The organism is Microbacterium sp. ProA8, assembly GCF_039905635.1.
GTDB classification, from domain to species: domain Bacteria; phylum Actinomycetota; class Actinomycetes; order Actinomycetales; family Microbacteriaceae; genus Microbacterium; species Microbacterium chionoecetis.
In genome coordinates this window covers 275522-290668 of record NZ_CP157000.1, presented here as the reverse complement: position 1 = coordinate 290668, position 15147 = coordinate 275522, and the positions used below count along the sequence as shown (strand labels likewise).

General features: G+C 69.9%; 2 protein-coding genes and 1 pseudogene. All 3 read right to left on the bottom strand.

All coding sequences use genetic code 11. From position 1 onward, the window contains the following. Window positions 1-12: 12 nt before the first annotated feature. The 3 genes and pseudogenes from ABG085_RS01305 to ABG085_RS01295 all read right to left on the bottom strand — a co-directional run bounded on the left by ABG085_RS01305 (window position 13) and on the right by ABG085_RS01295 (window position 15003). The gene (locus ABG085_RS01305) at window positions 13-6081 is read right to left on the bottom strand and encodes an Ig-like domain-containing protein (RefSeq protein ID WP_347977647.1); all 6069 of its coding nucleotides are present in this window, start codon (window positions 6079-6081) and stop codon (window positions 13-15) included. 243 nt (window positions 6082-6324) lie between these two features. Beyond that, a complete protein-coding gene (locus ABG085_RS01300) occupies window positions 6325-12387 on the bottom strand; it encodes an Ig-like domain-containing protein (RefSeq protein WP_347977646.1) in 6063 nt (2020 codons plus the stop codon). A gap of 253 nt (window positions 12388-12640) precedes the next feature. Then, window positions 12641-15003, bottom strand: a pseudogene (locus tag ABG085_RS01295) (excinuclease ABC subunit UvrA). Between the last annotated feature and the right edge of the window lie 144 nt (window positions 15004-15147).

Sequence of the window (15147 nt, the reverse complement as noted above, 5' to 3'; positions counted from 1 at the left end):
TCGCAGCTCTCGCTACTGCCAGGTTCGCCGCTCGCTGTCGCCATAGCCGCCGATCGAGACCCAGACCTGCTCGCCGTCGTCACCGAAGTAGCAGCCCAGCTGCACCGTCCCGTTCGCGGGCAGGTGCCGCGTCGCGCCGCCGGCGAACGGCGTGCCGCCCCAGGGGCCGGTCGCGTTGCAGGAGACGGAGTAGTCGCCCGCGGGGAAGTTCTCGGTGTGCACCAGGAAGTACGCGCACTGCGCGGTGCTGCAGTTGTCCTGGCCCTGTGCGGAGCTTCCCTTCGTGACCCACACCCTGGGCTTCGGCGCCTCCACCGTGGTGGCGGCGTCCGAGGCGATCCCGCTCCACTGGCCGGCGGCATCCTGCGCCCGCGCCTCGATGGTGTGGCGTTCGCTGTAGCCGTAGTTGTTGGTCCGCGAGTTGCTCAGCGCCACGTCCTGCCACGAGCCGCCGTCGATGCGGATCTGCATCGCGGTGATGGCGCGACCGTTCTCGGCGGGCGGGCTCCAGCGGAACGTGATGCTCGTTCCGCTCGCCGTCGCACTGACGTTCGGGTTGCGAACCGGCCCGTAGGGCTTCACGGTGTTGGAGGGGGCGGACTCGGCGCCCGGCTCGCTGACGCCGTTCACCGTGGCGACGGCCCTGACCCGCACCGAGTAGTTCGTCCCGTTCGTCAGTCCGCCGATGACGCCGTTGCCGGCCAGAGCCTGCCAGCCGCCGTTGTTCACGGACGCCTGGTAGCTCAGCTCACCGGGGTTCGCCCCGTTGGACGCACCGGGCTGGAAGGACACGGTGAGCGAGCGGTCGCCCTCACGTGCGGTCACGTTCGTCGGAGCCCCGGGCGGCGTGAACGCGCGCTGCGGCGCCGAGGTGGCACTGAACTGACCCCAGCCGGCCTTGTTCTGGGCGCGCACCCGGAACGTGTAGTCGGTGGTCGAGGTGTCCACGACGACGGCCTGGCTCGTCTGCCCCGCCGCGACGGGGATGGAGTTGACCAGCGACGATCCGCGGAGGACGTCGAGCTGGTACCCCGAGATCGCATCGCCGTTGTCGGCGGGCGCTCTCCACGTCACCTGCATCTGAGCCTGGGATCCCACGGGCTGCAGGCGCGCCGTCGTCGGCGCGGCCGGCGCGTCGGGCGCGCGGGCCGGGATCTCGCTGACCGACCACGTGCTCCAGCTGGACGGCTCGGGCGCGCGGTTGAGGGCCTGCACGCGCACCTGGTACGCGACGCCGTTCTGCAGCCCGTCCCACACGATCGAGTTGCCGACGACATCGGTCTTCTGGCTGATGCCCGACGGAGGCGCCGGCGAGATCTCGAGGTTGTACTTCTCGACCGGGGAGCCCGGCGTCGTCGGAGTCACCCACGACACCGAGAGGCTGCGATCGCCGAAGACCAGCGACGGTGCGGCCGGTGTGTCGGGCCGCGCGTCGGGCCGCGCAGTCTCGGACGGTGCCGACGGGTCGGACGGACCGACGCGGTTCTCGGCCACGACGGTGAAGTTGTACTCGACGTTGTTCGTCAGGCCGTCGAGCGTGCACGTGGTCGCGAAGCATTCCTTCTCGTAGTCACCCGCGGTCGACGAGACGAGGTAGCGCTCGATCTCGGCGCCGTTGTTGGCCGGCGGCGTCCACGACAGCACGACCGTGCGGTCCTGCACGCTCGAGACGGTCGGGGTGCCGGGCGCGTCGGGCTTGCCCTGCACCGTGAGCCGGATGCGGCCCTCCACCTCGCGGTCGGGATCGCCCGTGGCATCCTGCACGCGATAGCGCACGACCATCGTGCCGAAGAACTTCGCGTCGGGGGTGACCTGCACCTGGTCGCCCGCCACGTCGACGTCGCCCTGTCCGGTCTCGAGGACCGCGGTGGTGACCTTCAGCGGCTTGTCGGGGAACGGGTTCACGTCGTTGCTCAGCACGGGGACCGTGATCGTCTTGCCCTGGTGGGCCTCGTCGATCACATCGTCGTTGGCCGTGGGCAGTTCGCGTGTCGACGCGATCACGCGGATCGTCACGGTGCCCTCGATGGGCTCGGTGGTGCCGTCGGTGATGCGCAGGCGGAGCGTCGCGGCGGTGCCCTTCTTCGTCTCCGCGGCGGCGCTGACGCGCAGCTCGTCATCGTCGATCGACGCCGTCATGCCGTCCGGCGATCCGCCGACGATGTCGAACTCGAGGCGGTCCGCGTCTTCAGGGTCCGGATCGGTGGTGAGACCGCCCAGGTCGAGAGTGGCCGGGTCCTCACCGGGTGCGATATCCATCTGCCCGTCGACGAAGGTCGGCTGCTGGTTCTCGGGCGGAAGCACGGTGATCGGCAGGGTCAGCGTGGCCTTGCGTCCTTCGGGATCGTCGGGGCCGGTGCCGTCGGTGACCTCGAAGGTGATGGCGTCGGGGCCGAAGTATCCGGGGGCCGAGGTGTAGACGAGGGTGGTCTGGTCCTTGATCAACGAGGACCCGTCGTTGTGCGCCGCGGTGACCTTGGCCGCCTCCGTGATGACGACCTTGCCACCGTCAGCAGACCGGACGTGATCGGCGAGCGGCAGCTCGACGGTCTCGCCGCTCTTCACCTCGACCGGCTCGGTGGAGACGAGCGTCGGCGGCAGTGACGAGAGCGCGGGGATGTGGATGAACGCGGATGCCGCGTTGCCGTCGCGGTCGGTGATCGTGTAGGTGGCGAGGCGGTCGGCGTCGCCGAGGGTGACGCGCACCTTGCCGTCCGAGAGCACGCGCGAGTCGGAGTCGGCGACCGACAGCTCGAGGTCGTCGACAGTGCCGTCCGGGTCCTCGTCGTTGGCGAGCACCTCGAGATCGACGACCCCGTCCTCCACGTCGGTCGCGCGCACGTAGTCGTCCCGTGCGATCGGCTTCTGCAGCGGAACATCCTCGGCCACCGTGATCTGCAGCACGGCCTTCGCCTCGGCACCGCGGGCGTCACGGATCGTGTACTGCAGCGACGTCTCGACCGGCTCCGACGGAGAGGTCACGACGACGCGGTTGCCTTCGACCTTCGCCTCGAGGCCTGCAACATCCGGCAGGATGAGCCCGTTCTTGACGATGCCGAACTCGTCGCCGTCGGGGTCGGAGTCGTTGGCGAGCACCGGCACGGCGACCGAGCGGTCGGGCCGCATGATGACGGCGTCCTTCACCGCGTACGGCGCCTGGTTCACGCCCTCGGCCGGGGCGATCCCGACCCGGATCGTCGCCGTGGCCTCCGCACCGAGCCTGTCGCGCACGCGATAGGTGAAGGTGTCGACGCCGGCGGTGTCGTCGAACGCCTCGTAGACGAGATAGTCAGAGCCGGTCTCGGTGATGCGGCCCTTGCCCGGCGAGGATGCCAGGCCGACCAGTTCGACCGAGTCGCCGTCGGCGTCGATGCCGTCCAGCGGCACGGCGATGCGCACCCGGGTGCCGCCGAGCACGCGAGCGGTGAGGTCGCGCGGACGGGGAGCGGCATTGGTCTCTTCGTTGACCGGCAGCACTTGGATGGTGATGTAGCCGGCGTCCTTCTGCCCGGTGCTGTCCACGACTTCGTAGGTCGCGTAGACGGTGCCGGGCTCGTCCGATGCCCGGAAGCGGACGGTGTCCTGCGAGACGAAGACCTCGCCGTCCTCAGGATCGATCAGCGGGGGAACGAGGTCGGGGGCGACGTGGATGGCGTCGCCGTTGGGGTGGTAGTCGTTGTCGAGCACGGGGATCGTCACGACGTCGCCGGCGCGCACGACCACCTGGTCGTCGTTCGCGACCGGAGGGCGCAGCTGCGCGGGCGCCGGGATCGGGATGACGATGACATCCCCCTCGGCCGACTGCGAGCCGTTGGAGATGCGGTACGTGATGCGCACCTGCTCCGAGAGGGCGGCCTGGTCGCTGATGCGGAGCGTCTCATGGTTCAGCACCGCGACCGCGATGCCGGAGTTCGGCTCCACGGTGACGGACTGCACCACCAGGATGCCGCCGGACGGATCCGAGTCGTTCGTCAGAACGTTGACCAGCACCTCGCCGCCGCTCGGCAGGAGCGCGACGTCGCGCACCGCCACCGGGGGCAGATCCGTCTCACCCTCCGGGATCACGTCGACCCGCACGATGCCCGGCACACCTGCGGCGCCCGCGGCCACCATGTACTGCACGTAGTACGTGCCCGGCATCGCGGAGCGGAAGGTGAAGGTCTTGTTCGCGTAGTCCGGAACGATGTCTGTGCCCGGGACCGGGTCGACGCGGGCCAGGCGCAGCGGCTCGCGGCCGGCGCCCACATCGTTGACGAGCGGCGACACCGTCGCCGTCTGCCCGGTGCGGACCGCGATGTAGTCGGCGTTGGTCACGGGGTCGATCGAGCCGACGGGTCGCACGTCGAAGCGGACCGTGCCGACCGTGACGTCGGTGCCGTCGGAGACCGAGATCTCGACGTCCTTTCGACCCTGCGTGCCGCCCACCGCGCGATAGGTGATGCGCCCGTCCGACGTGTAGTCGGCCTCGTCCCCCTCCGCGGGTGTCACCGCGCCGAGGAACACGTCGTCGCCGTCCGGATCGATCCAGTCGGGCAGAACGTTGTAGGTGATGGTGCCGCCGGCTTCGATCGCGACGGTCGTCACACGTTTCTGGGTCGGTGCGGCGTTGACGTCCCAGCCGTGCACCGAGAGCGAGACGCGCGCGGTGTCGGTGCCGCCGCGGCCATCGGAGACCTCGTAAGCGAAGGATGCCGACCCCGAGGCGTCATCGGGGACCGCGATCTGCAGCGCACGGCCGTTGTCGATCGACTGCACGTCGCCGATCGACGGGCCGCCCTCGAGCACCCGCGTGGTCAGCACGTCGCCGTCGGGGTCGCTGTCGTTGTCGAGCAGCGGGAGGATCGTGGTGCGGCCCGGACGGACGCCGAGGTCGTCGTCGTTCGCGTCGGGCGGCGTGTTGATGTCGGAGCGCTCCGGGAGGACCGTCTCGGTCGTCTCCTCGGTGGTCTGCTCATCGTCTTCGGTCTCGCCCTCGGGCGGGGTCAGCTCGTCCCAGTTGTCGACGCGCTGCAGATCTTCGGCCGCCATCCACGTCGCGCCGCCGACGATGTCGTTGAGCACCACGACGTCGCGGTTGACGCGGAACTGCAGCAGCGAGGTCGGCTCGACGCCGTCGATGTCGGCATCCAGATCGCCGGCGTCACCCGCACAGTCGCGCACGAAGCGGCCGGAGCCGCTCCACGCGGCGTAGGCGCAGCCGTCGAGCCACACCGGATACGCCGGCGCGCCATCACCGCCCGCCTTCACCGTCGTGGGCTCGGAGCCGTCGAAGGGCACACGCACCAGGGCGGACGCCGTCGACACCGAGACGGCATCGGCGGCAGCCGAGGGCTGCTGCAGCACGGCATCACGCCCGCCGTCGATCTCGGTCTCCCGACCGTCCGCGATGACCGTGCCGTCGGAGGTGTCGAGCACCACGGCCTTGTCGCCGACCGAGGTGATCGACAGGGCGGACTTCTCGTCGACCCCGGGCAGGGTGGCGCGCACCGCCTCTTCGGGGGCGTCGTCGGCGCCCATCCGGATCGTGACCAGTTCGGCGGTCTCGGCAGACGCGCCGTGGACGATGCCGTCGACGCCGATCGCGACATCCGCCCCCTCGCCGAGGTTCGTCGTCGGATCGGCGCCCTCGATCTGGAACGATCCGATGCTCTCGGCGGGCAGCACCCACAGATCGCCCGACGCGCGGTCGAGGATGGCGGCGGTCGTGCCGCCCAGCACGACCTTCGCGTCGCCGGGCAGGCTGGCGGCCCCCGACAATGCGACCATCCCCGGGTCGATCACACTCACCGCAGAGCCGGCGTTGTCGACGAGGAGGACCGTAGCCCCCGACTGGAGGATGTCGTAGTCGTCGCTCGTCGTTCGCAGACCGCCGTCGAGCACCTGCGACTCGTGGTTGAAGTGGCCGACCATGAGGCTCGAGCGCTTCGTCACCCAGACACCGCCGTCGTGGAGGTCGACCTCGGTGGTGGGCACGCCCTGATAGACGAATGCGAGGGTCGTGAGGGTGACCGCGGCCGCGGTCACCGCACCCGCCGAAGCGAGCGCGCGCGGACGAGCGCGCAGCCATGCGGAAGACCTCATCGAACCTCGGCCTCCTCCGGGGTGTCGTGCGTCTCTACGTGGCGCCGAGACCGGACGTGGGGCGTCCGGCGCTCACCGAAGACATCAGGGAACGTTCCACCATAACCCGACAGACGGGGTGCCATTGGACGGGAAGTGTCAACGACGAAGATGCTAATCCCCCTGATCAGAGCGGATCGATGGGGACAAACACCCATCGATCGGCGATCCGGGAATCCGACCCCGTCGTGGGTGCGCCGCGCGCTACCACGTCGTTGCTTCGGCATTGCCGGAGCCCCCCGGCCCGCTGTAGCTGACCCACTTCGAACCCGGATAGCCCGAGTAGCAGCTCAGCCGCACGCTGTCGTTCGCGCCGACCTGGTACTGGTTGCTGCTCCACCGCCCCTCGCCGTCGTTGCAGCTGAGCGTGTAGGTGCCCGGCACCCAGTTCTCGACGTTGAAGACGAAGTACGAGCACGCGGCCGAGCTGCAACCGGGCATGCCCTGCGCGCTGGAGCCTCGGCTCGTCCACGCGCGAGGCTGCGGGGGATCCACCGTGCGCGCCGAGTCGGAGACGACGGCACTCCACTGGTTGGCGGCATCCTGCGCGCGCGCCTCGACCCGGTGCGTCTCGGCGTAGCCGTAGGTGGCCGACGTGGAGCCGCTGTTCGCGACGTTCTGCCAGTTGCCCCCGTCGATGCGGATCTGCATCTGGGTGATGGCGCGACCGTTGGCGCTGGGCGCGTTCCACTGGTACGTGATGCTGCGGCCGTTCGCCGTCGCCGAGACCGTGGGGTTGCGCACCGGGCCGTACGGGATCACGGCATTCGACGGCGCCGACGCCGCGCCCGGCTCCTGGACGCCCCCGACGGTGGCGACGGCGCGCACGCGGACCGTGTAGGTCGTGCCGTTCGAGAGGTTGCCGATGACGTTGCTGCCCGGCATCGCCGCCCAGCCGCCGTTGTTGAGCGAGTACTGGTAGCTCAGCTCGCCCGCGCTCGCGCCGTTGCCGGCGGCCGCTCCGTACGACACCGTGATCGCGCTGTTGCCGCTCGGGGTCGAAGCCGACACGTTCGGCGGCGCCCCGGGAGGCGTGAACCCGCGCTGCGGGGCGGAGGCGGCGCTGAAGGCACCCCAGCCGGCCTTGTTCTGCGCCATGACGCGGAACGTGTAGTCCGTCGTCGAGGTGTTGACGACGACCGCCTGGCTGGTCTCGCCGGCCGAGACGGGAATCGTGCGGACGACGCTGGATCCCTGCATCACGTCGAGCTGGTAGCCGTCGATCGCGTCGCCGTTGTCGGCCGGCTTGTTCCACGAGACGCGGATCTGCGCCTGCGCGCCGACCGGTTCCAGGCGAGCGGTCGTCGGGGCACCGGGCGCATCGGGCGCACGTGCCGGGATCTCGGTGACCGACCACGGACTGGGGCTCGACGGGTCGGGTGCGAGGTTGTGCGCCTGCACGCGCACCTGGTATGCGACGCCGTTCTGGAGCCCCTCCCACACGATCGAGTTGCCGACGACCTCGGTCTTCTGCGAGATGCCCGACGGCGGAGCCGGCGAGATCTCGAGCGTGTAGTGCTGGACGGGCGAACCCGGCGTCGGAGGGGTGACCCATGCGACGTTCAGGCTCTTGTCGCCGAAGGTCAGCGTCGGTGCCGCCGGGGTGTCGGGCCGCGCGTCGGGGCGCGCCTCTTCCGACGGTGCCGACGGGTCGGACGGACCGACGCGGTTCTCCGCCACGACGGTGAAGTTGTACTTCACGTTGTTCGTCAGGCCGTCGAGCGTGCACGTGGTCGCGAGGCATTCCTTCTCGTAGTTGCCCGCGGTCGACGAGACGAGGTAGCGCTCGATCTCGGCGCCGTTGTTGGCCGGCGGCGTCCACGACAGCACGACCGTGCGGTCCTGCACGCTCGAGACGGTCGGGGTGCCGGGCGCGTCGGGCTTGCCCTGCACCGTGAGCCGGATGCGGCCCTCGACCTCGCGGTCGGGATCGCCCGTGGCATCCTGCACGCGATAGCGCACGACCATCGTTCCGAAGAACTTCGCGTCGGGGGTGACCTCGACCTGATCGCCCGCGACCTCCACATCGCCCTGTCCGGTCTCGAGGATCGCCGTGGTGATCTTCAGCGCCTTGTCGGGGAACGGGTTCACGTCGTTGCCGAGAACCGGCACGGTGACGGTCTTGCCCTGATGCGCCTCGGGGACGATGTCATCGTTCGCCATCGGGAGGTCACGTGTGGAGGCGATCACGCGGACGGTGACGGCCCCCTCGACGGGCTCGGTGGTGCCGTCGTCGATGCGCAGGCGGATCGTCGCGGCGGTGCCCTTCTTCGTCTCCGTCGCGGCGCTCACGCGCAGCTCGTCGTCCTCGATCGACGCCGTCATGCCGTCGGGCGCACCGCCGACGATCGTGTACTGGATGCGGTCGGCATCCTCGGGGTCGGGATCGGTGGTGAGCCCGCCCAGGTCGAGAGCCGCGGCGTCCTCGCCGGGCGCAACATCCATCTGCCCGTTGACGAAGGTCGGCTGCTGGTTCTCGGGCGGCAGCACGGTGATCGGCAGCGACAGCGTCGCCTTGCGGCCCTCCGGGTCGTCGGGACCCGTGCCGTCGGTGACCTCGAAGGTGATCGCGTCGGGCCCGAAGTATCCCGCGGCCGAGGTGTATACCAGCGTCGTCTGGTCCTTGATGAGCGACGAGCCGTCGTGGTGCGCGGCCGTAACCTTGGCGGCCTCGGTGATGACGACCTTGCCGCCGCCCGCCGCGCGCACGTGCTCCGCGAGCGGCAGCTCGACGGTCTCGCCGCTCTTCACCTCGACCGGCTCGGTCGACAGCAGCGTAGGCGGCAGCGACGACAGCGCCGGCACGTGGATGAAGGCGGATGCCTCGTTCCCGTCGCGGTCGGTGAGCGTGTAGGTCAGGAGGCGGTCGGTGTCGTCGAGCGTGATCCGCACCCTGCCGTCCGCGAGCACCCGCGACGTCGCGTCGGCCACGGTCAGCTCGAGGTCTTCGACGGTGCCGTCGGGATCCTCGTCATTGGCGAGCACCTCGAGGTCGACGACGCCCTCTTCGACATCGGCCGCGCGGACGTAGTCGTCGCGCGCGATCGGCTTCTGCAGCGGCACGTCGTCGGCGACGGTGATCTGCAGCACGGCCTTCGCCTCGGCGCCTCGCGCGTCGCGGATCGTGTAGCGCAGCGACGTCTCGACCGGCTCCGACGGAGAGGTCACGACGACGCGGTTGCCCTGGACCTTCGCCTCGAGGCCTGCGACGTCAGGCAAGATCAGCCCGTCCTTGACGATGCCGAACTCATCGCCGTCGGGGTCAGAGTCGTTCGCGAGCACGGGCACGGCGACCGAGCGGTCGGACCGCATGATGACGGAGTCCTTGACCGCATAGGGTGCCTGGTTCACGCCCTCGGGCGGCGCGATGCCGATGCGGATCGTCGCGGTCGCCTCCGCACCGAGGCGGTCGCGCACGCGATAGGTGAAGGTGTCCACGCCGGCGGTGTCGTCGAAGGCCTCGTAGACCAAGGAGTCCGAACCCGTCTCGACGACGCGGCCCTTGCCGGGCGACGATGCGATTCCGACGAGCTCCACGGAGTCGCCGTCGTCGTCGATGCCGTCCAGGGGCACCGCGATGTTCACGCGGCTGCCGGCGAGCACCCGCGCCGTGAGGTCGCGGGGTCGCGGCGCCGCATTGGTCTCGGCGTTCACCGGGATCACCTGGATGGTGATGTAGCCGGCATCCTTCTGTCCGGTGCTGTCGACGGTCTCGTAGGTCGCGTAGACGGTGCCGGGCTCGTCGGAGGCTCGGAAGCGGACGGTGTCCTGCGAGACGAAGACCTCGCCGTCCTCGGGATCGGTGAGCGGCGGCACGAGGTCGGAGGCGACGTGGATCGTGTCGCCGTTGGGGTGGTAGTCGTTGTCGAGCACCGGGATCGTCACGACGTCGCCGGCGCGCACCACGACCTGGTCGTCGTTGGCGACCGGGGGCCGCAGCTGCGCGGGCGCCGGAATGGGGATGACGATGACGTCGCCCTCGGCCGACTGCGAGCCGTTCGAGATGCGGTAAGAGATGCGCACCTGCTCCGAGAGCGCGCCCTGGTCGCTGATGCGGAGCGTCTCGTGGTTGAGCACGGCGACCGCGATCCCGGAGTTCGGCTCGACGGTCACCGACTGCACGACGAGGATGCCCCCGGAGGGATCGGAGTCGTTCGTCAGCACGTTGACGAGCACCTCGCCGCCGCTGGGCAGCAGGGCGACGTCGCGGACGGCGACCGGCGGCAGATCGGTCTCGCCCTCGGGGATCACGTCGACGCGCACGATGCCGGGGATGCCGGCGGCGCCCGCCGCCACCAGGTACTGGACGTAGTACGTGCCGGGCGTCGCGGAGCGGAAGGTGAAGGTCTTGCTGGCGTAGTCGGGGACGATGTCGGCGCCGTTCACCGGATCGACGCGCGCCAGGCGCAGCGGCTCACGGCCCGCACCCACGTCGTTGGCCAGCGGCGACACCGTCGCGGTCTGACCCGTGCGCACGGCGATGTAGTCCGCATTCGTGACCGGGTCGATCGAGCCGACGGGTCGCACGTCGAAGCGCACGGTGCCGACGGTCACGTCCGAGCCGTCCGAGACGGTGATCTCGACGTCCTTACGACCCTGCGTGCCGCCCACCGCCCGATAGGTGATGCGGCCGTCCGACGTGAAGTCGGCCTCGTCACCTTCGGCCGGCACGACGGAGCTGAGGAACACGTCGTCGCCGTCCGGGTCGATCCAGTCGGGCAGCACGTTGTAGGTGATCGTGCCGCCGGCTTCGACAGCCACCGTCGTGACGCGCTTCTGAGTCGGTGCGGCGTTGACGTCCCAGCCGTGCACCGAGAGCGAGACGCGCGCGGTGTCGGTGCCGCCGCGACCGTCGGCGACCTCGTAACCGAACGACGTCGTGCCCTGCGCGTCCTCGGGCACCGCGATCTGCAGCGCGCGGCCGTTCTCGATCGACTGCACGTCGCCGACCGACGGACCGCCGTCGAGCACGCGCGTCGTCAGGACGTCACCGTCGGGGTCGCTGTCGTTGTCGAGCAGGGGAAGGATGGTGGTGCGGCCCGGGCGGACGCCGAGGTCGTCGTCGTTGGCGTCGGGCGGGGTGTTGATTTCGGAGCGCTCGGGGAGAACCGTCTCGGTCGTCTCCTCCGTGGTCTGCTCGTCGTCTTCCGTCTCGCCCTCGGGAGGAGTGATCTCATCCCAGTTGTCGACCCGCTGCATGTCTTCGGCGGCCATCCACGTGGCCCCGCCGATGACGTCGTTGAGCACCACGACGTCCCGGTTCACGCGGAACTTCAGCAGCGACGTCGGCTCGATGCCGTCGATGTCGACGGCGAGGTCGTCGCCCTCGCCCGCGCAGTCCCGCACGAACCGGCCCGAGCCGGTCCACGCGGCGTAGCCGCAGCCGTCGAGCCAGACGGGCTCAGCGGGTGCGCCCTCGAACCCGGCCTTCACCGCCGTCGGATCGGAGCCGTCGAACGGCACGCGCACGAAGGCCGACTCGGTCGAGAGCGAGACCGCGTCGGACGCGGCGGAGGGCTGCTGCAGCGCGGCGCTGCGACCGCCCTCGACGACCGTCGCGCGGCCGTCGACGATGACGGTGCCGGTGGCGGCGTCGAGCACGACCGGCTTGTCGCCGACCGCCGTGATCGACAGCTCCGCCTTGTCATCCAGGCCGGGCAGGCCGCTGCGGGACGGGTCCTCGAGGGTGCCGTCCGCACCGGTGCGGATCGTCACCAGCTCGGCGCTCTCGGACGAGGCCGCGTAGACGACGCCGTCGAGGCCGACCGCGACATCCGCGCCCTTCCCGACGTTGACGACCGGGTCGGCGCCCTCGATCTGGAACGTCCCCACGCTCTGGCTCTGGACGACCCACAGATCCCCCGACGCGCGATCGAGGATCGCGACCGTCTCGCCGCCGAGGGCCACATCGGCGTCGCCCGGCAGGGCCGCGGCTCCCGACATCGCGACCATCCCCGGGTCGATGACGCCCACAGTCGAGCCGGCCTCGTCGACCATGAGCACCGTCGGGCCGGACTGGAGGATGTCGTAGTCGTCGCTGGTGGTGCGCAGGCCGCCGTCGAGCACCTGCGACTCGTGGTTGAAGTGGCCGACGAGGAGGCTCGAGCGCTTCGTGACCCAGACACCGCCGTCGTGGAGGTCGACCTCGGTGGTCGGCACGCCCTGATAGACGAACGCGAGCGTCGTGATCGTGACGGCGGCAGCCGTGACCGCGCCGGCCGATGCGAGCGCGCGAGGGCGCGCGCGAAGCCAGGTGAAAGACCTCATCGAACCTCGGCCTCCGGGGTGTCGTGCGTCTGTACGTGGCGTCGCGACCCGACGTGGGGCGTCGGGCGCTCGCAAAGACAGTGGGGGACGGTTCAGCCTAACCCGCCGCAGGGGGTGCTATTGGACGGGGAGTGCCAACATCCGAATGGTAATCGGCCTGATCAGAGGGCATCGATGGGGACAAACACCCATCCACGGGTGTGCTCGCACGCCCGAGCGCCTCCGCCCGGTGGGACGGATCAGCCGCGCGGGATCACGAGCCGGTCGCGGCGACCGCTGACGCGCCGACGTACTCACGCAGGTGCTGCGCCGTGAGGGTGTCGGCGCTCGCGACGAGGTCCGCCGGTGTCCCCTCGAACACGATCGCGCCGCCGTCGTGGCCGGCACCCGGACCGATGTCGATGATCCAGTCGGCGTGGGCCATGACGGCCTGGTGGTGCTCGATGACGATCACGCTGTTGCCCGCCTCCACGAGGCGGTCCAGCATCCCGAGCATGTTCTCGACGTCGGCGAGGTGCAGGCCGGTGGTCGGCTCGTCGAGGACGTAGATCGCACCCTTCTTCGACATCGAGATCGCCAGCTTGAGGCGCTGGCGCTCACCGCCCGACAGGGTGTTCAGCGCTTGACCGAGCGTGAGATAGCCGAGGCCCACGTCGATCATTGGGCTGGCCCCTTGCCCAGGAACGCGGCCGCCTCGGAGGCTGACATCGCGAGCACCTCTGCGATGTTCTTGCCGTGCAACGTGTACTCGAGCACCTCGTCGCTGAAGCCCGACCCCTCGCACAGCTCGCACAGCGTCTCGACGGTCTGCGTGAAGCCGAGGTTCGTGATGATCACGCCGAGGCCGCGGCACGCCGGGCACGCACCCTCGGAGTTGGCGCTGAAGAGCGCCGGCTTCACCCCGTTGGCCTTCGCGAAGGCGGATCGGACGGTGTCGAGGATGCCGGTGTACGTGGCGGGACTCGAGCGCCGGTTGCCCTTGATCGGCGCCTGGTCGACCACCACGACGTCGTCGAAGGCCGGCACGTTGCCGTGGATGAGCGAGGATTTGCCGGAGCCCGCCACGCCCGTGACGACCGTCAGGATGCCGAGCGGCACATCCACGTCGACGCTCTTCAGGTTGTGCTGGGTGGCGCCGCGGATCTCGAGGGCACCCTTCGGCGCGCGGGTCGACGGCTTCAGCCGCGCACGGTCGTCCAGGTGGCGGCCGGTGATGGTGCCCGACGCGCGCAGGCCCGCGACATCCCCCTCGTACTGCACCTCGCCGCCGGCGCGACCGGCGCCCGGCCCGAGGTCGACGATGTGATCGGCGATCTGGATCACCTCGGGCTTGTGCTCGACCACGAGCACGGTGTTGCCCTTGTCGCGCAGCAGCTTCAGCAGCCGGTTCATGCGTTCGATGTCGTGCGGGTGCAGCCCGGCCGTCGGCTCGTCGAAGACATAGCTGATGTCCGTGAGGGGCGAGCCGAGATGGCGGATCATCTTGGTGCGCTGCGCCTCGCCGCCCGACAGGGTGCCCGACGACCGGTCCAGCGACAGGTAGCCCAGGCCGATGTCGATGAACGACGCGATCGCCTGCCGCAGCCCGCTCATCAGCGGCGCGACGGAGGGGTCGTCCACCGTCTCGAGCCACTCCGCGAGGTCCGTGATCTGCATGGCCGCGGCATCCGCGATGCTGATCCCCTTGATCTTGGACGACCGTGCGCCCTCGTTCAGCCGCGAGCCGCCGCAGTCGGGGCACGGCATGAACTTGACCGCGCGATCGACGAAGGCGCGCACGTGCGGCTGCAGCGAGTCGCGGTCCTTCTGCAGGAACGACTTGGTGATCTTGGGCACGAGACCCTCGTAGGTCATGTTGATGCCGTTGATCTTGACCTTCGTCGGCTCCTTGTAGAGGAAGTCCTCGCGCTCCTGCGCGGTGTAGTCCTGGATCGCCTTGTTCGGGTCGACGAAGCCGGACTCGGTGAACCCCTTCACCATCCAGCCGTCCACGTTGTAGCCCGGCACCGTCATCGCACCCTCGGCGAGCGACTTGGTCTTGTCGTAGAGCTCGTCGAGGTCGACGTCGCTCACCTCGCCGAGGCCCTCGCAGCGCGGGCACATGCCGCCGGTGATCTCGAACGACCGGCGCTCCTGGACCGTCTTGCCGCCCTTCTCCATCGTCATCGCGCCCGCCCCCGACACCGACGGGATGTTGAACGAGAAGGCCTGCGGCGAGCCGACGTGCGGCTGGCCGATGCGGCTGAACAGCAGGCGCAGCATCGCGTGGGCGTCGGTCGCGGTGCCGACGGTGGACCGCGCGTTGGAGCCCATGCGCTCCTGGTCGACGATGATCGCGGGGCTGACGTTCTCGAGCGCATCGACGTCGGGACGACTCAGCTGCCCCATGAACTGCTGCACGAACGTGGGGTAGGTCTCGTTGATGAGCCGCTGGGACTCGTTCGCGATGGTGCCGAACACCAGCGACGACTTGCCCGAGCCGCTCACGCCGGTGAAGACCGTGAGCCGCCGCTTCGGGATCTCGACCGACACGTTCTTGAGGTTGTTCTCGCGCGCACCCACGACGCGGATGACCTCGTGCGAATCGGCGACGTGCGAAGGGGGGTTCTCTGCCATGCCCACAGTCTGCCCGGCGATGCGGACACCGCGCTTCCTGAATCCTGCTCGATCCCTCTTCCGAGCCCAGCCCGGCGCAGGCCCGGGCATTCCCGACCCACCCACCCCGGGTTTGGGGCGCACCGCCAACGTTCGGGGCGCGCG